The organism is Paludibaculum fermentans (assembly GCF_051172195.1).
Lineage (GTDB): Bacteria > Acidobacteriota > Terriglobia > Bryobacterales > Bryobacteraceae > Paludibaculum > Paludibaculum fermentans_A.
On sequence record NZ_JBPJAQ010000002.1, the window covers coordinates 334,631 to 358,345 of the forward strand.

Consider the following 23,715-nt stretch of genomic DNA (forward strand, 5'->3'; position numbering starts at 1 on the left):
GAGTTCCATGAAACGACTTTTCCTTGTCTCACTGATGGCCGCCGCCGCCTTGGCCCAGCCCGCCCGCTGGTCTGAGAAGCAGGCGAATGACTGGTATGCGAAGCAGCCCTGGCTGGTGGGGGCGAACTACAATCCCGCCAACGCCATCAACGAGCTGGAGATGTGGCAGAAGGAGACGTTCGACCCGGCTCGCATCGACCTGGAGCTGGGGTGGGCGCAGGGCATCGGCATGAATACGATGCGCGTCTTCCTGCACGATCTACCGTGGCAGCAGGATCCGGCGGGGTACAAGCAGAGGCTGGACCAGTTTCTGGCGATCGCGGCCAAACACAATATTCGCCCCATGTTTGTGCTGTTCGATTCGTGCTGGGATCCGGCTCCCAAGCTGGGCAAGCAGCGGGCGCCGAAGCCGGGCGTCCACAACTCGGGCTGGATGCAGAGCCCGGGTGCGGCGGCCTTGCAGGATCCGAAGCAGGCGGCGCGGCTGGAAGCGTATGTGAAGGGCGTGGTGGGCGCTTTTGCGAACGATGACCGCGTGCTGGCCTGGGATATCTGGAACGAGCCGGACAACACGAACGGGTCGAGCTACGGCAAGCTGGAGCCGGCCAACAAGGTGGACCTGGTGCTGCCGCTGATGAAGCAGTCGTTCGCCTGGGCGCGGGCGGTGCATCCGAAGCAGCCGCTGACGGCCGGTGTCTGGCAGGGCGACTGGTCGGTGGCCGCCAAGCTGACGCCGATGGCCAAGGCGCAGTTGGAGCTGTCGGACGTGATCTCGTTCCACAACTACGACGGCCCGGCCGAGTTTGAGAAGCGGATCCAGTGGCTGAAGCCGCTGAACCGGCCCATCCTGTGCACGGAGTACATGGCGAGAGGCAATGGCAGCACGTTCCAGGGCACGCTGCCGGTGGCGAAGAAGTATAAGGTGGCGGCCATGAACTGGGGCCTGGTGGCGGGCAAGTCGCAGACATTCCTGCCGTGGGATTCGTGGCAGAAGCCGTATGTGGGCCGCGAGCCGGCGATCTGGTTCCACGAGGTATTCAAGACCGACGGAACGCCCTATAGGCCAGAAGAGACGGAGTTTATCCGAAAGATCATGTCACAGAAGTAGGGGAGGTTCACGCGACGGCGACAAACATCACTTTTACTGGGAAAAGCGGGCGTTCCGGCGCCCGGCCCGCTACACTGGAAAGCACCAACAGAGGAGGTTTTCCTATGTCTATTTACGGAGCCAGCGAGCTGGCTAGAAGTTTTCGTACGGTTCGCAAGAACACGATCATCACGGCCCAGGAGATTCCGGAAGAGCAGTACGGATTCCGGGCGACGCCTGACACGCGCAGCGTGGCCGAGACGCTCGTTCACATGGCGGTGATCCCGACATTCGGCGAGCGGATCCACTTCAACGACAAGATCGACACGTTCGTGGGCTTCGACTTCTTCGGTGTGATGGGCGCCCATTATGCCGAGGAGAAGGTGCCGCGGACGAAGGCCGAGATCATCGAGATGCTGACGGTGAACGGCGAGCGCTTTGCGCAGCTGCTGGATGGCGTGACGGACGAAGTGCTGGCGGAGACGATCACGTATCCGCCCGGCATGGAGCCGGCGTTCAAGACCCGTTTTGAGATGCTGCTGAGCACCAAGGAGCACGAGATGCACCACCGGGGCCAGTTGATGCTGATGCAGCGGATGATCGGGATTGTGCCGCACCTGACGCGGCATTTCCAGGCGCGTGTGGCCGAGATCCAGGCCGCGCGGAAGTAGTTGGCGTAGAAGTCCGTTAAAGAATAAGAGGCTTGGCGTGGGCACGCTAAGCCTCTTTTTTAGGCACCGTGCGCCAGGAGGCGGCGCAGTCCTGACCAACGTGGCGCTTCCAAATTGGCCGCGTGATCCGGATTGCCCGACGCCAGGCGTTCGGCAAAGTGCCGTATGGCACGTCCTGCCGCCATTGAGGCAGGGAAGGGGAACTTATAGTCGGTCATCGCCGCGCGGATTCCGCGCTGGTCCTCGGGAATGTTGGCGACGACGCCGGTGCCGAGATATTGCTTGATATCTTCCAGGCTGAGGTCGTTGCGGTTCCACGAGTTGACGATGGTTTTGATCTTGCCGGGCTCGACGCCGCGGCGCGCCATCTCCTGGCAGCGGCGTTTGGCGAGCTGCAGGGCGCAGGGTTCCTGGGTGGTGACGACGAAGACGGCCTGGGCGCGGCGCAGCACCTCTTCAGTGGCGTCGTTCACGAGTTCCGGCAGATCGACGACGATGCTCTCGTAGCGGGTCTGGAGGAAGCGCAGCAGCAGGTAGTAGTGAGTCCACTGCGGCAGCTTGGCGTGCAGTTCGGCCGAGGCCAGGAGGAAGTCGACTCCATGGCGGCGCGAAACGAAGTTGTGCCAGCGCAGGGGGTCGAGTTCGGACGAGTGAGCGAGGGCGCTCTGCGTACTGCCGCGAGCCGGGACGCCAGCCATTTCGCCGAGCATGCCGGAGCGGAGATCGGCCTCCAGGCACAGGACCCGCTGGGAAGGAGCGGCGGCGAGCACGGTGGCCGTGCCCAGAGCAAGAGTACTGGCGCCCGAACCGGCTTTGGCCGGCACGAAGCAGAAGAGATTGGCGATGGGCTGGTGATCGCGGCCGCGGATGGCGGTAACGATGGCGATTTCGAGGGCTTCGCGCTGCGGCGGGTAGATGAGGAACTGGGTGATGCCGTGGGACCGGAAGAGCTCCTGCTGGGCTGAGGTGCCCCCAGCGCCAATGATTGGCGTGAGAGGGCAGCGGGCCTGCACTTCGCGGAGGCAGGCGAGGGCCGAAACCGAGTCTTCGAGATCCATCAGAACGAGGTCGGGCTCGAACTGGCGGCATGCGCTACCCAGCCACTGTATTGCGGGGTAGCCGGTGGTTTGGCGAGCGATCGTGAGCTTGCCGCATTCCACGGCGAGCTTGTTCAAAGACTCGCATCTGGCCGGGCTGGAGCTGATCAACAACGTCGTAAACATAACGTTCCTGATACTGCTTAGCACGTGGGTCGCCATTCCAACTATGCGCCCAAACAGGTATCTGGGACGGGGCAAGCGTCAGAAATCGGATGACTCTCAGGTGGATTCGTCAGGTTTTCGTCGGTCTAATACCTTACGACGAAGTCAATGAAGATTGAGGCAAGCTGGCGAAGGCGATGCGGTCGTAGGGTGAGGCTTCGCCGCATTCGTAGAGGCAGCCGATGCGTTCCCGTTTGAGGGGAGCGAGGCAGGAGTAGGCGGCGTAGCCGGGGTGAAGAACCTGGCCGGCGGACCAGGTTCGGCCGTTATCGCGGGAGGCGCGGACGGTGAGTTTTTCGCGCTGGGTGGAGGCGGGGTTGGAGAAGTAGAGGATGCCGTCGCGGGCGATGAGGCTGGCCTGGCAGACGGATTCGATGAGGGCGGGGTCGTGGGTAATGGGGTCCCAGGTGAGGCCGGCATCGCGGCTGATGCTGACGGCGCGGCGGTTCTGCTTGTGGTAGTTCCGCATGTTGAGCATGAGGGAGCCGTTGCGGAGTTCGACGACCTGGCACTCGTTGGTGCCGGGTTCGGAGGAGCCGCCGATCTGCCAGGTGCGGCCGTGGTCGTCGCTATAGATGACGTGGGAGAGGGTAGCGCGGGTGCCTTCGACGGCGTGGTCACAGGGAATGATGAGGCGGCCGGTATGGGTTTGGATGCCGACGCCGGGGCCGGTGGCGTACCAGGTCCAATTGTCCTTGCGGGTAAAGCTGGTGATCTCGTTGAGGATGGCCCAGGTGAGGCCGTCGTCGTCGCTGGTGGTCATGAAGACGGTGCGGCGGTCGGGGACGGTACGGTCGATCATCTGGCGTTCGGTGACATTGCCGGGGTTGACGGTGAGCGGCAGGAAGATGCGGCCGGTTTTGGCGTCCTGAACGGGGCAGGGGTTGCCGACGGTGTCGGGGCCGCGATCGGCGACGAGTTCGAGACCGGACCAGGTGCGGCCCTGATCGGTGCTGCGCTTGAGGACGATATCGATGTCTCCGCTATCACCGCGACCGCCTTTGCGGCCTTCGGCGAAGGCGAGGAGGGTGCCTTTGCGGGTGGCGAGCAGGGCAGGGATGCGGAAGGTGTTGTAGCCATCGTCACCCGCCTGGAAGACCGTGGTCTTGGCGATGGGGTCAGGGGCGGCAGTGAGGGCAGGGGCGGCCAGAAGGCCGGCGAGGCAGTGGCGCCTGGTGAGCTTGGGTGAAGTTGGCATAGATAAGATAAGGCCCGGCTTGGGGGCCGGGCCTTATTCCTCAAGTCAGTTGTAGTTTAGCGAGTTAGCGGCGGCGGTCGCCACGGTCGCGGCGAGGGCCGCGATCGCCACGGTCACCACCACGGTCTGTGCGGGGCGGACGGTCGCCGGAAGGAGCGGCCGCGACGGGAGCGCCTTCAGCGGCGGGTGCGGCGCCATCAGCGCCGGGGCCCTTGAGCTTTTCGCGCTGTTCGCGAAGTACGGCTTTGCGGCTGAGCTTGATCTTGTTGCCTTCCTGGGCGAGCACTTTGACGAGGATCTGGTCGCCCTCGTTGAGCTCGTCGCGGACGTTGGCGACGCGATTTTCGCTGATCTCGCTGATGTGGAGCAGGCCGTCGGTGCCGGGGAAGATTTCGACGAAGGCGCCGAACTCCGCGATGCGAACGACTTTGCCGAGGTAGGTCTTGCCGATTTCGGCCACGGCGGCGATATCGGTGACCATCTGGATGGCCTTTTTGGCGGACTCACCGTCGGAGGCGAAGATGTTGACGGTGCCATCGTCGTGGACGTCGATCTTGACGCCGGTCTGCTCGATGATGCCGCGGATGACCTTGCCGCCCGGTCCGATGATCTCGCGGATCTTGTCGGTGGGCACGGTGACGGTGTAGATGCGAGGAGCGTAGATGCTCATCTCGGAGCGGGGCTCCGGCAGAGCCTCTTCCATCTTGCCGAGGATGAACAGGCGGGCTTCGCGGGCCTGGGCGAGCGCTTCCTTCATGATGGCGGTGCTGACGTTGGGCACCTTGATATCCATCTGGAGGCCGGTGATGCCGGCGCGCGTACCAGCGACCTTGAAGTCCATGTCGCCGTAGTGGTCTTCTGCACCGGCGATGTCGGTGAGGATGGCGTACTTCTCGTCTTCCTTGACCAGACCCATGGCGATGCCGGCCACTGGGGCCTTGAGCTTGACGCCGGCGTCCATCAGGGAGAGGGACGCGCCGCAGACGGTGGCCATCGAGCTGGAGCCGTTGGATTCCAGGATGTCACTGACGATGCGGAGGGTGTAGGGGAAGTCGGCTTCAGCGGGGATGACTGGGATGATGGAGCGTTCGGCCAATGCGCCGTGACCGACTTCGCGGCGGCCGGGGCCGCGCATGAAGCCGACTTCGCCCACGCTGAACGGGGGGAAGTTGTAGTGGAGCATCAGCTTCTTGGAGGTTTCCTGGAGGTTCAGGCTCTCCATGCGCTGTTCGTCTTCCTTGGTGCCGAGGGTGGTGTTGACCAGGGCCTGGGTTTCACCACGGGTGAAGAGCGCGGAGCCGTGAACGCGGGGCAGGACACCGACTTCGATATAGATGTTGCGGATCTCGTCCATGGCGCGGCGGTCGGGCCGCTGGCGGAGTTCGAGCATCTCGTAGCGGAAGATCTTCTCGCGGAGGGTCTCGAAGCAGATCTTGGCTTCCGACTTCTCGGCGTCCTCGGTGAAGAGGCCGATGGCTTCGGCGGCGAGGTCGTGGATCTTGGAGTAGCTCTCGGTTTTGCCGTACTTCTTGGTATCGAGGGCGTCGGAGAGGCGATCCTTCACGAGGGCTTCGATCTTGGAGTAGACCTCGGCGTTGCGGGCGGCCGGGGTGAAGACGCGCTTGGTCTGGCCGCACTTGGAGACGAGTTCCTTGATGCCGGCGATGATCTTGCGGCAGCAGTCGTGGCCGAACTCGATGGCGGCGAGGACTTCCTCTTCGGAGGCTTCGGTGGCGCCGGCTTCGACCATGACGATGCCGGATTCAGTGCCGGCGACGACGATGTTGAGCTTGGCGGCCTTCTGCTGTTCGTAGGAGGGGTAAGGGATGAACTCGCCGTTCACATTGGCGACGCGGAGGCCGGCCAGGACGTGTTCGAAGGGGATGTTGGAGATGGCGAGGGCGGCGGCGGCGCCGGTGATGGCCATGGTAGCCGGGTCAGTATCCGGCGCGGCCGACAGGACCATGCCGATGACCTGGGTTTCGCAGGTGTAGCCTTCGGGGAACAGCGGACGGATGGGGCGATCGATGAGGCGAGAGGTGAGGATTTCGCGATCACTGGGACGGCCCTCGCGTTTGAGGTAGCCGCCAGGAATCCGGCCGGCCGCATAGGTGTACTCGCGGTAGTCGACCGTGAGGGGGAAGAAAGCCGCGTTCGGCTTCGGTTCAGAATTGGAGCACGCGGTGCAGAGCACCACTGTATCACCGGACTTCACGACAACAGCGCCGTGAGCTTGCTTAGCGAGTTTGCCTGTTTCCAGGGTCAGGAGTCGACCACCCAGGTCGATTTCAACGGAATGAGTCATTACAATTCTCCCAGGGCTGCCGGCATCTCAGGCCGGCGAGCCATTCGATTTTTGATTTGGTAGGAACTTGAGAAGGGGCGGGGCATCATCGCGGGGCAGACCGTGGGAATGCGCAGAGCCTTTCGGACGAACGTCTCCCGTGGAGAGACGTCCAACCGAAAGGCTCGTGCCATGTCGGGAAGGTCCGCAGTGCGGAGCCCCACCGGGAAGGCGGGGTAGACCGCAGAAGGAGCCTGAAGTTAGCGGCGGATACCGAGGCTGAGAATCAGAGATTTGTAGCGCTCGGGGTTCCGGCTCTTCAGATAGTCCAGCAGGCGGCGGCGGCGAGCAATCATGATGAACAGGCCGCGGCGGCTGTGGTGGTCCTTCTTGTGGGTCTTAAAGTGCTCAGTGAGCAGCAGAATGTTCTGGCTCAGAAGAGCGATCTGCACTTCCGGCGACCCCGTATCCGTCTTGTGGACGCGATACTTGGTAATCGTATTTGTTTTGGCTTCAGCCGCCAGTGCCATTATTTAAAACACACTCCTCATCATTACGTTCGTTTTCTGTACCATTTCAGAGTAGCACAGTTCGTGTGACTACTTCCGGCCGCACGCTTCTTCGTAGCCGCGCGCGAGATGGTAGATGAGCAGGTCGAAGAACCGGCCGAGCCGGTGTTCGAGCTCCTCTTCGGCGTAGAGATCCACGCCGGACAGAACGTCCATCTCGTCCCGGGTGAAATCGAGAGTGGCGTCCTTCATCAATTGTACCGTGCGGAGGGCCTGGCTGAGGGGGACTCCGGCGTGGTAGCGGTCGCGGCCGACTTTTTCGTAGTGGAGGCCGAGTTCGTCTTCGTGCTGGGCGGAGACGAGGTAACTGCCGAGGTTGTGGAGGAGGCGCCGGCAGGTTTCGGTGATCTCGGATTCAGGGAGTTGGCTGATGTGGGAGAGGCCGTGGCTGGAGCGGAGGAGCCGCAGGAACCGGCCGCTGATGGCTTCCCAATGGTCTTCGATCTGGTGGATCAGTTTGGCGGATACCATGACGCAGCCTTTCGAATGAGCTAGATGGCTGGTAATGGGTTACGCCTGAGGGCGGGCGGAGTCAAGGGGGGAGCGGCGGACCGGTTTGCCGGGTTGGGGTGGCTTGTTCTGGGGGCGGGTGCTGGTTGGCTGGGGTGCCGTTGATGTTGGGATGGGCCCCCGGCTGGCGCCGGGGGTAATGCTGGGGGGGGCGGTGGTTGCTGTTGCGGCGGTGCTGCGGACTTTCGCCTGGAGGCGAAGAGTTGGGTTTGATCGCTCAAAAGGCGAGGATCGGGGGACTTTCGCCTGGAGGCGAAGAGTCGGGTTTGATCACTCAGTGAGAGAGGAAAGGGAAGTTTCGCCTGGAGGCGAAGGGTTGGGTTTGATCGCTCAGTGAGAGAGGAAAGGCGACTTTCGCCTTGGGGCGAAGAAGTGGGTTTGATCGCTCAAGGAGAGAGGAAAGAGGACTTCCGCCTGGGGGCGAAGAGTTGGGTTTGAGCGCTCAGTGGGAGAGGAAAGGGAACTTTCGCCCCTGGGCGAAGACTTGGGTTTGATCGCTCAAGCGCGGTGGATTGCGATTGGCTGCTCCTCCTTATATAGATGTGGAGGCGCGGCACACACGAACAGTGGCGGCCGCGGGAGAAGGCGCGGCCGCAGCGGGAGGCGGTTTTCGAGTCAAAGATCAAGAGGAGCGTGCGGGGTGATCGCCTGCTCCGTCGGCCCCAGGATGCATGGCGAGCCGGGGGAGGCTGGGGGCTTGGGCGCTAAATAATTGAGATAAAAAGAGAAATAAATCCGGACTGGCCGTGACGAGTCCGAGGTTTACCCGGCGAAAGGTGGGGAGCGCAGGCCGGAGCGGGCAGCCGGGGCTATCCCGGTGACTCCCTGGTGACTGACGCGCACAAATGGCTCAGCGTGCCGTATGGCTCGGACAGCCATATCATCCGGAGTCCCTCTCATCACGAGAGCATAAGGGCGGCCGAGTGCGCGTACTCTGGCAGGTCTCCAGTCATTTGGGAATCCCGAAGGATCTTGTGAAGGAGGCCCGGACTGGGGATCCCACCTGCGTGTCCGGGTAGCACCGTGCCTCGCCCATCCTCGTTGCGCATCAAATGATGGCTGCCTTTGACACGGAGAGCGCGGGAACCGGCATGGGCGAGGGCGGCAGTGAGATCTGTGCCGGTGATGCGGGTGGCTCCGGCTCATGCCGCGATTGTCACGCGCTGAATGCCAACGAACTCCAAATCTCCCTCCGGAGCGCCTTCCCCTTCCAGACAGTGCTCTATCGCTTCGCGGATCCGCTCGGTGACCTCATCGAGGGACCTCGCTTGCGTGTGGCATCCGGGCAGTTGGAGAACCGAGGCGACGTAGTTGCCATCTGAGTCCCGTTCGATTTCGACATCGAACTGGCGTGGCACTCATGTGTCCTCGCCTGGGTTGTGGACCGTCACGCCGTCGAAGGCAGGCGTTCAGGTGCCGGGGGGCGAAGTGGGCGATCATCGTTCCCAATCGGAGCGACGGCTGGGAAAAGCTGGCAAATGACTGGTGTTGACGAGTGCGTTGACGTGAACCGGACTGACTCAACTTCCGGATGGCGCGTGACTCGCCCGAAGCGGGACCTTTTACGAGATGCCGACTAACCGGCCAGGGGCATTCCAGGACATAAGGGCGTTTCTCGGGAGTAATCCATCGAGAGGGCCGCAAATCCGGGCAGATCAGACACGTGGTCTCCCGTCCCCACATGGATGAACTTCGTTTTGCTCATGGAAGACGCAGTCCTCTCCCGGGATTCCAGCACTATCAGAAGCACAAAGTCCGATCCAGTGCTCTGGAATCCTATCGAATGTGAACAATCCGATGCTATGATTGGCGCGGCCGTGAATCGTCCATTGACGGACGTGGAGTTGCATTGTCAGCCCCGTAGCGGCCAACTTGGCGCGCATCCGGTATGATGTGGCGGAACAGGTAGACCAACTTGAACCACCCAGAGGCCTCGATCAGCAGCAACGCTCCCCAGAGGTCGCTATGGCTCCCGCGATAGCGGCTCTTCCAGTGCCAAATCGTACAAATAAAAAGATAGAAAAAACCAGGCAAGGTTGTCAGTATCCCGATAAGGAGCAGGATTCCCTGAACGCGGTCGCTTGCCAATGCAGCCGCTATCAATAGAACCATCCCGACCAAAGAAACGAGGCCTAGTTTTTGGAGCCATTCAAATCGCGTTCTCCACAGCATTGGCATCGTTCTTATCTTAGCTGGAGAAGTGCCTGGCCAGCGCAACGAAGATCCCGAATAGTATTCTTTTCAGAATGACAGGTGGACGTCCTGGCACGTCACTCTCGCATTTGGGTGAGCACAAATCATTCTATAGCGAATAGATTGACTAGAATGCCTCGGTCCGCTCGACTCATTGCGTCAGGTGTAGCGCATCACACTGCCCAACCTGGTGCCGACCGCCAATCGGTGTTCCAGCCCCGCCGTGACCTGCTGACATACCTGCGCTTGTTACGCGAACAGGCTGCCGCCAGCAAATTCCCGATTCTGACTTACTGCCTTATGTCCAATGATATCCATCTGATTGCCGTGCCGAGGTACCGGTCCTGGCCGAAGTGATGCAGCATGTGCATGGCCGGCACGCACAGTATTTGAACGATCGCCGGGGATGTTGTGGGCACCTTGAGCAGAACCGGTTCACTGCATGCCCGTTGGGCGCATCGCGTCTGTGGGCGGCGTTGGGGCAGGTGGAAGTGAGCCCTATTGGGCCGGCTTAGTGAAAGACCCGCGGTGCCACGAATGGTCCAGCGCTGAGGCTCATCTGTCAGGGGAGGATCCCTCGCGGATTGCGGGCATGTCGTTCTGGCGCACGGCGGGCGCCGCTTCAGCCTCGGCGGGCTTGTTGAATGGACCGGAAATGGAAGGCGAGTAAACGCACTGCGCCGTGCGACATACTCTGGTCAGCCGTTTGGGGATTAGGCGTTTCGGGAGGAAATGCCAGCACCAGCGGCGATGCTTTGGGCGAAGGTGTCCGGACAGCCGGCCACGGCGAGGCTCGCTGAGGTAGTGAGAACCAGATCGTGAATGAGGCGGAGACAGTGTAATCGGAAGTGGTCGCACCGAGCCGAATACTGGAGTGTATGGTCTGGAAATAAATGTAGGCAAATCGAGAGTGACAGACCAGGACGTCCCTTTTCCCCTTCAGCAACGAGGGTGCCGGCGTGAAAACTGATTTCACTAGACCCGCCTGCGTACTCGCTCACGAGCGCGCACGCGCTGCTGCACCTGATTGTACAGACGCGGCTCGTCCGCGGTCACGGTTACGGCGATGCCAAAGTCCTGATGGCCAATTTCTTCCGGCGCCCAGTTTCTTCTGGCCTGGACCATGAGGTAATACGTTTCGCCGTATCTGTCGGCGGTAGTCCTGAATGCCCACTCCCGGCGCTGCAACGTGCTGGTCTCAACTACCTCTGCATTTGGCTCGAGCGGGCACTTGAACGGGCTCTGAAGCGACTTTGGAGCCGTCTTCCGCTCCCCTTTCGTCACGAAACGATAAGCCGCTACTATTTCCTCCGGGGTCTTTCCGCGGAAGAGGTGCATTCCCATCTCCACTCCGAGGTAATCCGCACGCCGGCGCCTCACGGGCGGGTCGAACGCTAGAGAAACGATGATCCTCTTCCCGCCTGGCGCGGCGCGGAGCACCGTCGGAATGGGTATTTCGTAGAGGAGGAGCGTGTCGATCTGAATTCTCCCCTGTGCAATCAACGTAGCCCGGCGATCTCCCGATTCGAAAGCGAGTTCGGCGTCGGGGAGACCATACCCGTACGTTCGCAGAACTCCGTCGTCGGCGTTGACGGCGGCGATACGATTCGCTGCCGCCTCCGGAACCGAAGCGCAGTTCGCCAAAACCGCCCGTACCAGATTTGGATCAAGTTCGCCATCAAAGGTACCATCGAGCCGATCCCACAACAGTGCCGCCATTCGAGCAACTGCTGGGGCTGCCTGACTGGTGCCTATCCGGAATGCAAACAACCGATCCAGAGGTTCGTGGGAGAAAGACATAACGCTCGTCCCGGCGTCGGGATTCTCAGTGCGAACTCTGCGGACATTGTTCCCAAATCCTTCGAACAGCAAGTTCCCGCCATAGTGGACAAGGTCGGGCTTGATCGCACGGTTGATCCCCAATCCGGTACGCGTGAACGGCGACGGCTCGTCAACACTCGCCACCGCGCGAACAAAATCTCCGGCGCCGGCTCCCGCGCGAACCGCCGGCGCTGCAAATTGAGACAGCGATCCGATGGTCAATGCGATCGCGGCCGTTGCCGGATCGCTCAATCCGGCGTCACCATCAAACAGGTACTGTGGATAATTCTGGAGAATTCGTTCCGCATCGGCCGGCGTCTTGGCAGAGACGTTACTGTTATTACCAGCCGAAACGACGAGAAGCACCTTGTATTTCCGCGCTAGGGTATCGAGGGCTTCGGCCCAAAGAGTCTGTCTACGGTTCGCCCCGTTCAGCACGACGTCCGGCGAACCCAATGACAGGTTGAATACGCGGCAGTCGTAAGGTTCACGGCGAAAGAGCTCGATCGCAGCCTCCATCTGCGTGTGGATGAGCCGATCATCATCGAAACGATTCTGATCATTTAGCACCCGAGCGCTGAACAGCCGAATCGGCGACGAAAAGGTGCCATCGGCGTAACAGGCCCGGACGTCACCGAACACCGCAAGTCCGCCGACGTGTGTTCCGTGTCCATTCATATCCGCCGGGTTGTCCGTCGCTGTGAGTACTGCTTCTTCACCGCCGACATTCGCCCGGAGCAGCGGATGATTGGAGGTTATTCCGCTATCGAGGATGCAGACGCGAGGCCCGTCGTCCGGTGGAGGGGGTGGGGCGGGAAAATCCCGCGGTGTGACCTGAGCGGCCACCACTGCGTCGAAAACGGGTTGCTCGGGAAGCTCCGCTTCCGCGATGATTGATGCATCGAGAAGACGATCGAGCTTGACGCCTGAAACGCTGACCCGGGCGATGGCCAGCAGGTCTCCCACGAACCGGTCAGAGAGTCGCTCGCGCTCGGTCCGGTTGTCGTTGACTAGCGCCTGAAGTTCCGCCATCTTCTGTCGTGCAAGTTCCGCGAGCCCCGGATGCCATAGTTCAACGTCGAGCGTATAAATGCGGATTCGATCAATGCGGTCGCCATTGACTCCGATTTCGGTCGCGAGCCGCGGTCCGATCCGGTCGGCGCGCGACCAGCTTCGCAACTGGTCGGCTTCGATGAACTCGAAGACGTCCCACTGCGTCGTCTTAGCGCGCTCGCCTCTCTTCTCAATCATTCGAGGGCCAGCTATATACTCGCCGAGTGCGCGCCGGAATTCCGCCAGATTCGCATCATCCTGAAACACCACCACGGCCTGATCCGGTTCGATGCTGACCACCATCAATCCCGCGGCGCGGAGCCTCTCCGCGATGGTGTCCACCGAAGCTCCGGCCGCGAGGGGAACGCGAAACACCAGGTGAGGAGCAAAGCCCTGAACTGCCGGAATGCGGCGCGCTTCGGCCTCGATTGCTTCGGTTCTGGCGAGGAGTGCTTCACCGAATCGAGTTCGCCCACCGCGGTCGGGCCCGGAGGCGCCAAACCCCGGACGTTTTCGGCGGGGCGGATTGGCTTCCACCCGGACCAACGGCAAGTGCGGATGCCGTTGATCTTCAGGATGGTGTGGCACGTTACCTGGCGGGCCCCTTTCTGGACTTAGTCTGAGGTGCTGCTTTTGCGTTCATCCCTTTGGCGACCGCCGTCCTCTTCCTCTGGCGAACGCTGGCACCTTCCAGAGCGGCAGGTGTAACCGGACCGGGCTCGTTCAGCAACATATCCTTGACGGCATCCCGCGCAATGCGTTCGACGTCAGCATGCGACAAACCGACAAGTGTTGCGGACAGGTCATGAAGGTTCGTCGCCGGATGAACACCGATCTGGCGAAGGTTCCGTAGCAACAGGTCTTCAATGCGCGCAGCATCCGGTAGGTCGAAGAAAACAACCTCATCGAATCGCCGCCAGAGGGCCAGGTCGAGCAAGCCCTGGTGGTTGGTCGCCGCGATCGCGACTGTTTCGCTGCGAAATCCGTCCAGGATTTGGAGGAAAGAGTTGACGACCCGTTTGATTTCGCCGTGTTCTTCGAGCGATGCACGATCCTTTCCAATGGCGTCGAACTCGTCGAAAAGTACCACCATGGGCCGGCTGCGGGCAAAGTCAAAGACCTTCCTCAGATTGGCTGCGGTTTCGCCCAGGTACGAAGACACCACGGCGTCGAAGCGGACCAGAGCCAAAGGCAGATACAACTCTGCGGCGACTGCCTCGGCCGATACGGTCTTCCCACAGCCGGGCGGCCCGCAAAACAGGATGCGATTGGCAGGACGGGCGCCATACGTCTTAAGCAAATCCGCCTGACGGTTTTCGTCTACGATCCTGTCGAGCGTCTTGCGCGTTCGTTCATCGAATACCAAATCATCGAGGCGTCTTACCGGTTCGAACATTTCAACGAGCGGCACGTCACGTTCTTTGTCCTTCGGGACATCCCGCGATGCGCCCGGAAGCGGAGCTAGACCGTTGCTGCCACGTACCACGGAAAGACCGTTGTATGACGCAAGGAGCCGTTCGAGATCGCGCGCCACAACCTGGTGGTTTTTCCGTCGTTCCTCGTTGATGTATTCGCGAGCAGCGGCGCGGAATCCCTCGGCGTCTCCCTCGAAGTGCGCCAGGAGCAACTTCCGAATCGACTCGCTCGTGGTTGTCAGTTTCACCGGCTCCGTATTCTTCATTGTCGTCCTCTCGCACCACCCAAGCGGACCCGAGTCGGGCTGTCTGGCGTTCCACCGGCCTCCTCATTGGCCGAAACAACCGTAGGAAAACGCTCGGCAACCGTTCGAGCGTCTCGAACGGGAATTATGACAGAAAACAGAAGCGCTCACAAATGTCGTGTTCTCGCGTGGAATCAGTACGATGGGTAGGCGCACCTGCGCGGCAGGCAGGTCATCCATAATGAAAATCGAGTGAACCTTCCCAAGCGGATCACGCTATACGGAATCTGAGCGCCGAGCGCCTTGCCTTCGAGCCCGGGGAATCGCGATTCCGGAACCTGAGCGCTTTGGCAGGATTCGGATGCCAACGGAGAATGGCCACGAGAGGGGATGCGGCAGGCAGGACTCGAAGCAGATTCCAAAGGACCTATTGGCTCAAGTACATATCGCCATCAATGGAATCAACAGCTTAGAAGTTGCCTCCCCAGTCTGGACACATTTCGAACTTTCACCGCCCAATTGGCTGTCTGATCGAACCCATGGAAGCCCGTTCTTCTCAGACTCATCGGTGCGAACTGCCCACCCCTGTCCATGCTGGACACCCAGTCTGGACATGTCTCGAACTCGTCGAGGGAGCCTGGATAAGTTTCCGGATGCGCTAGCAACTCGCAAGCGCCGGGTGGCCTTCTGCGATCGGCGCGCCTTCGGGCGCGAGCGCCCGGGGCGGCGGGTCGGCTCAACGTGGATTTTAGAACGTGAAACAATCGGTAAGTAGAGGCACGCCTCCCAGGGAACTCGGACATCCGCGGTGCTTTCCGCGCCCCTTCCGCATGGCTCCTGGTTGATCCGCGAGATTCGCGCGGGACGGACTAAGAAGTGCGAACTGCATTTACTCGACAACCCCAACCGGACAAACCCGAATCGCCCGGCAAGAACTACATCACGCCAGGCGGCCTGAAGCGTCTCAATGAGGAGTACCACTTTCTCGTCACCAGGGAACGCCCGGCCGTCACGGAGATGGTGTCGTGGGCGGCCGCCAACGGCGATCGCAGCGATAACGCCGACTATAAGTACGGGAAGCGGCGCCTGCGTCAGATCGATGGCCGGATTCGCTTTCTCCGCAAGCGAATCGAAGCCGCAGAAGTGGTTGACCCGGGCGCTCCGAGATCAGAGCAGGCCTCGACGAGGGTATACTTTGGAGCCACTGTGCGCTATGCCGATGCCACGGGTGCCGAGCGTGAGGTCAGTATCGTGGGTTCCGACGAGGTCGATCTCAACCGCCACCACATCAGTTGGCTCTCGCCCCTGGGACGCGCATTGCTGAAGTCGGCGGAAGGCGACCATGTAGAACTCAGGGCGCCGGGCGGCACAACCGACCTGATCGTGCTGGAAGTGCGTTATGAGAGCATCGCGGTCGAACCATTCAGTGAACCGCCTTTTGCCGAATCCTCGTCAAAGGGGCTTTCCCGCAATTCCGATCCACCTGGCCGAAGCTCGTAACTCGACACATGTACCTTACGGGGCGGGCTTGGGGACGAGTGGCGAGTTGACTACTCCGGGGAGATCATCGGCAATCCGCAGCTTTGGATTGCAGCCGAATTAGTTCCTGTTGGCGCGTGATCCGGCCGGAGCGCCGCGGATCAGCGGCGACAAGCCGACTTCCCGTTCCTAGTCCCACGACCGACCACTTCGGTGGTTTGGCGACTAAACGTCAATTGGTCGGGAGCTGCGTCTTTCGGGGAGCCGCGTAGTTGCCAACTTCAAAGACGCAGCGGCCGTACCTACGAGCCGCGACCCGCTTCATGGGCGGTAAGCGGGGATTTCATCGAGCAACTGGGGAACAAACTGGTCGAAGGGAAGCCGGCTCGATTCGAACGCAGAAAGACGCTCGTAGAACGACCGCACGAGCAGGTAGCCGGCATTCATCAGGCCATCGATCTCGCGCTTGGCTGCTTCCTGCCGTTCCGGGCTGTTGTTATGTTGTAACGCCAACCGCGGCGTCAACGCGTGGATGAGGCACTCGGCCGTGAAATTCGGCAGGGTTCCGTAGTAGATCGTCTTTCCGTTACTTGCGCGGAAGTACTGGTCGAGCTTGCGTTTCTGCCGAGCTAAACCGGCCTTCACAATCGGGTCGACAATACTGTGTAGATATTCGTGGCTGTTGAAGCCTCGCCCGACCAGGGGGCCGTCGACGATGTAATACATCGCGCTCCGAGATATCGCCTGAGCGGAACGGCTCTGGCACAGCGGATTAGGAACGATCACGAACGTGAACGTGTCCGAGCGAGTCATGTGCAAATATGCCCAGACGGCATCCACGCCGGACTGAAGCGACTCGAGCGAGTACGATCGCAGTTCGGACAGGTAGTCGGGCCTGATCGCCTGCCAGATTTCGTCCAGTCTCGCCGCCTGCCAGAAGTCGTTCAGAACCCGGTGAAACTCGCGCAACTGTTTGAGGGGGATCGAGTCCGCGGGTTGGAACGGGTAGTCCTGGGTGAGGCTGAGTGCATACTCCTGATAGCGCGGCAGCATGATATGCGCCTTTTTCCAGCCCGAATATAGCTGCCGCCACGAAGCGAGCTTCTGAGGGTGCTGCTTTAGATTCGCGGCGACCATCTGGCGGACTTTTACACGCAACGCTGGCATCTCGCGGGCGTTGGGTTCATCGTCGTAGCCGGCGGCGTTCAGGAACGCCATTACGGCAAACATCCGGCGGTCGGCCAGTACGATAAATCCGGGCGCCTCCCGGAACTCGTCAGTGTGTGTCGAGACGGCCGGCCCTCCCTGCCCGCGGGCAGTACTGCAGGGGTTGACCAACACAGCCAATATCCCGACTAGAAGAACCGTCGAGACCGGCGCCCAAGGACCTCTTTTGATCTGGTGGATCGGCATGGGAGGCGTCTCCTTCCCTAAAGGTTCAAATAAGAGCAAAGGGTGTTAATTATCATAATCCAAAGTCCTGGGGTGGTAGCCCCGGAGTCCTCCGCCGGGAGTTGAAGGTATGCGAGTTCAAATCGCTCACTTGGCGGACGCACGATCAGGAGGTTTGGAATGTGACCTCTCCCAGCAGCCTGTGGCGGAAGTCGCGCAGCCGCGTTCGCACCGCCGCAGGTACCAGAATGGCAGCTCAAGTGCAATTTCGAAGCCGCTCCGAAGAGAGTCGCCTTTTTCTGGGAGGAAGGCCGGCGGCGGAGCGAACCCAAAGGGCGACAAGGGGTTGCGGCCCATGGCAGTGTCGAGCCGGCCTCCGAGTGGCCGGCACTAGTTCGGCCGGCTCTTCGCGCCCTGGGCTCGCAAGCCCTTGCCGCGCGGCTAGCGGGACTTCCGCCACAGACTGCTATGAGATGCGCACTGCTTGGAGTTGGCTGGACGCCGATGTCGCCAGTTGGAGATCCCGCGGATGATCGATCAGCGTTGCCGTTCCACTTCGGACTGGCGAGCAATGCTCACCTTTTGGCGTCAAACCAGGAGCCATGCTGCAGTAGTGTAAAAGCATGGGCTTCAAGAATCTCGATCTCGACACGCTCAGGAGCCTTGCCGTGGCTACCGATCTGGGCGGGTATGGCCACGCCGCGAACCGTCTGGGACGGAGTGCGAGCGCGATCAGTTTGCAGATGAAGCGCCTGCAGGACGATGTCGGCGCGGCGTTGTTCCAGAAGTCAGGAAGGCACCTGAGGTTGACGGAAGCCGGGGAGCTGACTTTGCGCTTCGGGCGGCGGATGCTGGCGTTGAACGATGAACTGCTCGACTCGATTGCCGGCGCGAAATTGACGGAACAGGTGCGGCTCGGGTTCTCGCAGGATTTTGCGGAGACCGTTCTGCCATCCGTGCTGAGCCGGTTCTCCCGGCTCTACCCGAATGTCGTGTTGGAGGTCCGGATCGAAGGCAACCGCGCATTGGCCGATGCGGTGGAGAGCGGCAAGATCGATCTGGCGCTGGTGTTGGGCGAAGAATCGCGGCCGGCCGCGCAGTTGATTGGCAGTCTCGACCTGGTGTGGATCGCGGGTGGTGAATATGCGCCGAAATCGTGCGGCGGACCGTTGCCCCTGATCCTGCTGGGTCCGCAATGCGCGTTTCGCAAAGAGGCGGTGAAGCAGCTGGACGCCGCCGGAATCGAGTGGAGAATCTCCGCCACCAGTCCGAGCCTGGCCGGCTTGTGGGCCTCGGCAAAGGGTGGTCTTGGTCTCACCGTGCGAACACAACTGGCACTGCCGCCGGAGCTGGTAGCGGACCCGCAACTGTTCGGGCTTCCGAAGCTGAAGCCATTTCCGGTGACGCTGCAGATGCCCCAGGGTACGAGTGAGGTGATGGAGCGTTTGGCCGCGATCGTGTCCGAAACATTCACCGAAGCGGTGAGCGGATTGACCTGGAAGAGGAGTGCCCTAGTGGTCCACCAGACACGGCGGCGCGGGCGCAGCCGTGTTCACTCGTAGAGCGGGAGGCCTTTCCAGAAGCCGCAGGAATGCTGCCGGCCGAACACAGCAACGCGGCACTGCGGAGGATGACCATGATCAACGTATCCCTGCCTCATGCGGCGAAATACGCTTCCAAACGGAGATTGCGCGGGCACCGCCCGGACGTGGCGGAACGGTGTAAGAGAGCACTCCGTCGGAGGTGAGCTGGAAGTCGCGGACCTGTTCGGTGTTCTCCCAATTGGGGAACATGGCGAGATCGATGCGGAAGATGAGCTTGTGGGCCGCGGCATCGTATTCGATGGTGCCGGTGTGTGTGCTGGCGCCGATAACGGCGTCCCGATACTCCTCGGCACTCCCTTTGGCTTTATCGCGCGCCGCGAACTTAGGCCGGACGGGGCGGAATACCTGGAGTGAGTAGCGCCCGCCCTGATCGACGATGAGGAGGCCCTTGGCTGAGGCTCCATAGGAGGGGTCGGCCGAGATGGCGCCGTCCGGCGCGGCGACCTCCGCGCGCAGGAGTTGCCATGTGCCGGCGAGTGGATGAGTGGAGTTCTGAGCGGCCATAGAGTGCATGAAAAGACAGCAAAGTGTGAGCAGTCCGAAGGTTGATCGAGAGGGTCTTTTGATGTGGGGTAGAGGGTGGTGTGTGGGCAGGGACATGAGTTAGCCGAACTCAGAATAACGGTGGTCGGATTCAGGCACAATTTGATTGTTTCAAGCTGTTGATTGAGGATTTCTCAAGTTTCGCCGGAGTGAGCCCGCGCGGACGGTTCAGCTTCCTGTCGACTGAGGGGACGCCATCGCACCGACATCACAGGGCGGATGCCTTCGCCGGTGGTGGTGCATTTGGAATGAACAACGCAAAGACGGCGAGCAGGGCGGCGGCGAAACCGGAGGCAGCACCAATGCCGAGCGACCAGCGCGGGCCGAAGTGGTTGGCCACCCACCCGACGATGGGCGCGCCGATGGTTGTTCCTCCCAATGCGACGGCGACCCGGAGGGCCATGACCCTGCCCCGCATGGAGGGTTCTGTCGAGAGCTGCATGATGCTGTTTGTGCCGTTGATCAAGGTGAGGGCGGCGGCGCCGCTGACCGCAAGAGCGGCCGCAAACGACCAGTAGCCGGGCGCGAGTGCGCCCAGAGTGCAGCCCAGTCCGAAGACAAAGGCTCCGAGGGACAGGGACGCCCAGCCTGGTTTCCTGCGGCCCGCGCCAAATAACGCTCCGGAGAGCGAGCCGACGGCCATGATGGAGGAGAGCAGGCCGAACGCGCGTGCGTCGGAGTGGAAGACATTCACGGCCATCGTCGAGATGAAGATGGGGAAGTTCAGTCCAAAGGTGCCGATCAGGAACAGCATGCAGAGGATCACCCTGAGGTCCGGTCTGCTCCACACGTAGCGAATGCCCTCGAGGAATCCGGAGGTCGTGCGATTGGCCCTGACGCTGGCACGCAATTCCGAGAGCCGGAAGAGCGACATTGACAGCAGCACTGCCGCGAACGAGAGCCCATTGAAAATGAAAGCCCAGCCGATGCCGACCTTCAGAATCAGAAAACCTGCAACGGCGGGACCCAGCATCCGGGCTGCATTGAACGAGGTTGAGTTCAAGGCCACGGCATTGGAGAGGTCCTCGTCGCCGACCATTTCCGCGACGAAGGTCTGTCTTACCGGTGCATCCAGGGCTGCGGCGGAGCCGGACAGGAAAGCGAAGAGATAGACCTGCCAGAGCCGGACGACTCCGGTGATGGTGAGAACGCCCAGGATGAGCGCAAGCACGCCCATCGTTGCCTGGGTGAGCATCAGGAGCTTGCGTTGATTGAGCCGGTCCGCGGCCAGGCCCGTCCAGGGGAGGAACAGAAGCTGCGGCGCGAACTGCAGGCCCATGACAATGCCCAGCGCTGAGGCATCACGATGGGTGAGTTGGGTGAGCACCAGCCAGTCCTGGGAAACGCGCTGCATCCAGGTGCCGACGTTGGAGACCAGGCTGCCTGCTGTCCATAAGCGGAAGTTGAAGCTTCTCAGTGAGCGGAAGGTGCCGGACACTGTGTCCTTTCTGAATTCGACGGCGCGTTGCCGCCATGGAACTGGCCGAAGTGGCGTGCGGAAAATGTGCCGGTGAGGAGCGCGCCGAGGCCGAATGCAAGGATGTGGCTTGTCGCTCGCGGATGAAAAGCGCCGACGTGTGCGACGAGCAGATAGCCAACCGCCGTGTTGAAGAAGCCCCAAAGAACATTGACCGTCGCAGAGGAGAGCCCCTGGCCGAGCGGATGGGCAAAGGGACTTTGAAAAGAGCGTCCCATGGTGCCCGCGACAAAGTGAGGGACGGCGTTTACCGCAAAGACGCCACCAAAGAAATACGACACAAGCCACAGCCAATTCATGATGCGGACACTCCTCTTTCCGGCTCTTCCAGCAGCGAGATGATTTCCGGTGAAGAGCCTGTCTCACCGACACGTGGGAAGACGTTCCGGATGCAGTACTGGTGCGCCTCCTCGCGGAGATCGGTCATTGCGTCGAGCGCCAGGGTCACGTGGAACCCCTGCTCATAGGCCTGGCGAGCGGTTGCCTCCACGCCGACGGAGGTCACGATGCCCGTCACCACAACCTGGGTAACGCCCCGTGCCTTGAGCCGGCGTTCCAGATCTGTTGTTGCGAAGGCGCCCCAGCTGCGCTTCGTGACTGCTATATCGTCCGGCTGCTGATCCAACTGCGGCAGAAGTTCTGTCCATTTCTCGGAAAACGATGTACCGCCGCGCGGGCCTTGTTCGGTGCGGCCCGGCGCCCGTCCCGCCACATTAACCAGCACGACAGGAAGGTGCCTCGTACGGAAGACGTCGATCAAGGCGCGGGTGCGGTGGATGACCTCGGCTATGGGATGAATGAAATCGCCGTTGACGAGGCCTTTCTGGAGGTCAATCACGAGCAAGGCGGTGTTGGGGTCCAGCGTAGTCAGCGGCATGGGATGTTCTCCTCGGACACAGACTCCGGTGAGTAAGAAGCAGGGCAGACTGGGTTCAATCTTCAACAAGACGCAGTAGCAGGGGGAGTGCCGCCTGCAGGTGCTGCTGCTCCTGAATCGAGAGTTGTTGTGAGACCCGCGCGGTGAGCCAGTCCTGTTTTGCGGCCCTGCCTTCCTGGAGCATCTTCAGGCATTTGGGCGTCAGGGACATCAGAGTTTGCCGCCCGTCGTTCGGGTCTGGAGCACCTTTGACCAAGCCTGCCTGCTGCAACGGTGCAACGACAGCGCTCATGGATTGTGGGCGCATGCCTTCGGCTCGCGCCAGATGAGAAACCGTGGCTGAGCCATCTTTCTCCAGTCGGAGAAGAACCGAGACCTGGGATGGTGGCAGATCGTGGTGTGCCCCATGCTCGCGTAGCCGCCGCCTGAGTTTGCCGCCCACTGTGCGGATTTCCGCGGCGAGGGTCGAAGCGAGTGCGGGCGGACTGGATGATCTTCGATTGCTCACTAGTACAGTATGTCACATATACAGGTAAGCTGTAAAGTTTGCCTGTATACATGGTTGTTCATCTGCCGGCTGGAGCTGTTCGGTGGCGGGCCGGGCTGAGGTGGAAGTCTGCCGACGGGGTTCCGAGATACGGCCGAGTGCCTGCGATTGACGGCTACCAGCAGACTTCAGGGTACTGCCGAGCGAAGCCCTTCATGGTTGCTGTGCATTGGTAGAAGTTATTTAGATCTGTATATCTATTGCACGGAACGGCGCCGCCTGATAATACGTAGAGATTGTCATTGGAAAGACTATGCCCATGCGCCGCTGTTGTTCACTGCTCATGCCCGCCGTATTTATCCTGACGGCTATCTCCGCCCGTGCTGAATCCAAGGGGGCCCCCGACCTCGGGATCAAGGTGCGCCGACTCAGCACCCGTGTCGCCGTGGTGGAGACCGGCCCGTGGAATAACTCATACGTGGCGATCGCCACCCAGAAAGGGATGGTCGTCATTGACTCGGCCTTCTCGAAAACTGTCGCGCAAGCCGTTCGTCAGGCGATCCAGGCGGAGTTCCAACGCCGCGACCTCGCCTACCTGATCAACACCCACGAACACACGGACCACATCCTTGGTAACAGCGCCTACTCGGATGCCACAATCGTCGGGAGCGATTTGGTGGTGAAAGCCATTCTTGGAATGAAGGCCGACCCCTCGACCATTGCGGACAGGCTTTCGCTTCCCGAGCAGAGCATCGCCGCAATCAGCAAAGAGGTACTCAAGGACCCCGGGTTGAAGGGAACACCGCAGGTTGTGCTGGGCGAGAAGTTCTGGAAAATCGTGCAAGCGGACTATGCCGCCGGCATCGATTACATCCCACCATCCATTGTGTTCGACCGCGGGATGGTTCTGAGCCTGGGCGATGTGTCGGTGCACCTGTTCTCGTTCGGGCACTGGCACTCCGTCGCGGATACCATCATCAGCATCCCCGAAGAGCATATCGTCCGCCTGGGTGCCATCCTCTACGGCGAGCATCTGCCCGTATTCAAGAACCCCTACGGCCCCAAGGAGGAGATGACGGGGCGCATGGTGAATCACTGGATCGCCGTGCTCAATGAAGTGCTGGCGCAGGCTGATGAGCAGACGAAGTTCATCTCGTGTCATGGCTGGGACGTGATGACCAAAGCGCAGGTTGCACCTCAGGTCGCCTATATGGACAAGTTGTGGAGCGAAGTGCGCCGCGCCAAGGCAGCGGGGCAGACGCTGCAGGAAGCCAAACAGACGTTGACAAGATCTCGACTGTGCCCGGAACTCGCCGGGTTGGCGGACGTGGGCCTGCAGGTGCCCCACATCCACGAGCACAACATCGAAGCGCTTTGGACCGCGGCGCCATGAGCGGGCGCCGCGGCTTGACGTACCTGGGACGGACGAGGTTCTTTGTGAAGCTCGGATGAGAGCAACACGGGCCGGAAGTGCCGTTACAGCAAGGCTCGCCGGACCAGGAGTGGACGCGCATCGAGCCCTGCACTCAACCGTGCCCCGCCAGTCTC

21 protein-coding genes are annotated in these 23,715 nt (G+C 61.2%); 5 read left to right on the forward strand and 16 right to left on the reverse strand.

Features of this window, described 5'->3' with window-relative positions; genetic code table 11:
- The first annotated feature begins 7 nt into the window (after positions 1-7).
- Positions 8-1,108 carry a cellulase family glycosylhydrolase gene (locus ACR9Y2_RS28005; protein ID WP_435045178.1) on the forward strand — a complete coding sequence of 367 codons (1,101 nt, stop codon included), beginning with the start codon at positions 8-10 and terminating at the stop codon, positions 1,106-1,108.
- Positions 1,109-1,212: 104 nt separating this feature from the next.
- Positions 1,213-1,758 carry a DinB family protein gene (locus ACR9Y2_RS28010; RefSeq protein ID WP_435045179.1) on the forward strand — a complete coding sequence of 182 codons (546 nt, stop codon included), beginning with the start codon at positions 1,213-1,215 and terminating at the stop codon, positions 1,756-1,758.
- 59 nt (positions 1,759-1,817) lie between these two features.
- On the opposite strand, the gene ACR9Y2_RS28015 is transcribed toward ACR9Y2_RS28010, so the two are convergent.
- The 10 genes from ACR9Y2_RS28015 to ACR9Y2_RS28060 all read right to left on the reverse strand — a co-directional run bounded on the left by ACR9Y2_RS28015 (position 1,818) and on the right by ACR9Y2_RS28060 (position 14,329).
- Positions 1,818-2,933, reverse strand: coding sequence for an AAA family ATPase (locus ACR9Y2_RS28015; protein ID WP_435045180.1), 1,116 nt, complete (start codon positions 2,931-2,933; stop codon positions 1,818-1,820).
- A gap of 181 nt (positions 2,934-3,114) precedes the next feature.
- Positions 3,115-4,218: a sialidase family protein gene (locus ACR9Y2_RS28020; RefSeq protein ID WP_435045181.1), complete on the reverse strand. Its 1,104-nt coding sequence runs from the start codon at positions 4,216-4,218 to the stop codon at positions 3,115-3,117.
- A 64-nt stretch (positions 4,219-4,282) separates the two neighbouring features.
- Positions 4,283-6,523: a polyribonucleotide nucleotidyltransferase gene (gene pnp, locus ACR9Y2_RS28025; protein ID WP_435045182.1), complete on the reverse strand. Its 2,241-nt coding sequence runs from the start codon at positions 6,521-6,523 to the stop codon at positions 4,283-4,285.
- A 239-nt stretch (positions 6,524-6,762) separates the two neighbouring features.
- Positions 6,763-7,032, reverse strand: a complete 270-nt coding sequence (gene rpsO, locus ACR9Y2_RS28030) for a 30S ribosomal protein S15 (RefSeq protein ID WP_435045183.1) — start codon at positions 7,030-7,032, stop codon at positions 6,763-6,765.
- A gap of 69 nt (positions 7,033-7,101) precedes the next feature.
- Positions 7,102-7,542, reverse strand: a complete 441-nt coding sequence (locus ACR9Y2_RS28035; protein WP_435045184.1) for a hypothetical protein — start codon at positions 7,540-7,542, stop codon at positions 7,102-7,104.
- A gap of 938 nt (positions 7,543-8,480) precedes the next feature.
- Positions 8,481-8,708, reverse strand: a complete 228-nt coding sequence (locus tag ACR9Y2_RS28040) for a type II toxin-antitoxin system HicA family toxin (protein WP_435046336.1) — start codon at positions 8,706-8,708, stop codon at positions 8,481-8,483.
- A gap of 15 nt (positions 8,709-8,723) precedes the next feature.
- The gene (locus ACR9Y2_RS28045) at positions 8,724-8,939 is read right to left on the reverse strand and encodes a type II toxin-antitoxin system HicB family antitoxin (protein ID WP_435045185.1); all 216 of its coding nucleotides are present in this window, start codon (positions 8,937-8,939) and stop codon (positions 8,724-8,726) included.
- 442 nt (positions 8,940-9,381) lie between these two features.
- Positions 9,382-9,759, reverse strand: coding sequence for a hypothetical protein (locus ACR9Y2_RS28050; RefSeq protein ID WP_435045186.1), 378 nt, complete (start codon positions 9,757-9,759; stop codon positions 9,382-9,384).
- A gap of 990 nt (positions 9,760-10,749) precedes the next feature.
- Positions 10,750-12,990: a S8 family peptidase gene (locus tag ACR9Y2_RS28055; RefSeq protein WP_435045187.1), complete on the reverse strand. Its 2,241-nt coding sequence runs from the start codon at positions 12,988-12,990 to the stop codon at positions 10,750-10,752.
- A gap of 247 nt (positions 12,991-13,237) precedes the next feature.
- Entirely contained in the window at positions 13,238-14,329 is a 1,092-nt protein-coding gene (locus ACR9Y2_RS28060; protein ID WP_435045188.1) for an AAA family ATPase, read from the reverse strand.
- Between the two features lie 855 nt (positions 14,330-15,184).
- On the opposite strand from ACR9Y2_RS28060, the gene greB reads away from it, so the two are divergent.
- Positions 15,185-15,808: a transcription elongation factor GreB gene (gene greB / locus ACR9Y2_RS28065; RefSeq protein WP_435045189.1), complete on the forward strand. Its 624-nt coding sequence runs from the start codon at positions 15,185-15,187 to the stop codon at positions 15,806-15,808.
- Positions 15,809-16,108: 300 nt separating this feature from the next.
- Here greB and ACR9Y2_RS28070 read toward each other — a convergent pair whose 3' ends face one another.
- Positions 16,109-17,200: a DUF4932 domain-containing protein gene (locus ACR9Y2_RS28070; RefSeq protein ID WP_435045190.1), complete on the reverse strand. Its 1,092-nt coding sequence runs from the start codon at positions 17,198-17,200 to the stop codon at positions 16,109-16,111.
- 602 nt (positions 17,201-17,802) lie between these two features.
- On the opposite strand from ACR9Y2_RS28070, the gene ACR9Y2_RS28075 reads away from it, so the two are divergent.
- Entirely contained in the window at positions 17,803-18,741 is a 939-nt protein-coding gene (locus ACR9Y2_RS28075) for a LysR substrate-binding domain-containing protein (RefSeq protein WP_435045191.1), read from the forward strand.
- A gap of 78 nt (positions 18,742-18,819) precedes the next feature.
- Here ACR9Y2_RS28075 and ACR9Y2_RS28080 read toward each other — a convergent pair whose 3' ends face one another.
- From ACR9Y2_RS28080 to ACR9Y2_RS28100, 5 genes are all read right to left on the reverse strand, one after another.
- Positions 18,820-19,287, reverse strand: a complete 468-nt coding sequence (locus tag ACR9Y2_RS28080) for a lipocalin-like domain-containing protein (protein ID WP_435045192.1) — start codon at positions 19,285-19,287, stop codon at positions 18,820-18,822.
- Between the two features lie 247 nt (positions 19,288-19,534).
- A complete protein-coding gene (locus tag ACR9Y2_RS28085) occupies positions 19,535-20,764 on the reverse strand; it encodes an MFS transporter (RefSeq protein ID WP_435045193.1) in 1,230 nt (409 codons plus the stop codon).
- On the reverse strand, positions 20,740-21,102 hold the full coding sequence (locus tag ACR9Y2_RS28090; protein WP_435045194.1) for a hypothetical protein: 363 nt from the start codon (positions 21,100-21,102) through the stop codon (positions 20,740-20,742). The genes ACR9Y2_RS28085 and ACR9Y2_RS28090 overlap by 25 nt, the downstream gene beginning before the upstream one ends.
- Positions 21,099-21,680, reverse strand: coding sequence for a cysteine hydrolase family protein (locus ACR9Y2_RS28095; RefSeq protein WP_435045195.1), 582 nt, complete (start codon positions 21,678-21,680; stop codon positions 21,099-21,101). The genes ACR9Y2_RS28090 and ACR9Y2_RS28095 overlap by 4 nt, the downstream gene beginning before the upstream one ends.
- 55 nt (positions 21,681-21,735) lie before the next feature.
- Positions 21,736-22,131 carry a MarR family winged helix-turn-helix transcriptional regulator gene (locus ACR9Y2_RS28100; protein ID WP_435046337.1) on the reverse strand — a complete coding sequence of 132 codons (396 nt, stop codon included), beginning with the start codon at positions 22,129-22,131 and terminating at the stop codon, positions 21,736-21,738.
- 349 nt (positions 22,132-22,480) lie between these two features.
- Between ACR9Y2_RS28100 and ACR9Y2_RS28105 the strand changes: the two genes are divergently transcribed.
- A complete protein-coding gene (locus tag ACR9Y2_RS28105; RefSeq protein WP_435045196.1) occupies positions 22,481-23,560 on the forward strand; it encodes an MBL fold metallo-hydrolase in 1,080 nt (359 codons plus the stop codon).
- Positions 23,561-23,715: the final 155 nt, after the last annotated feature.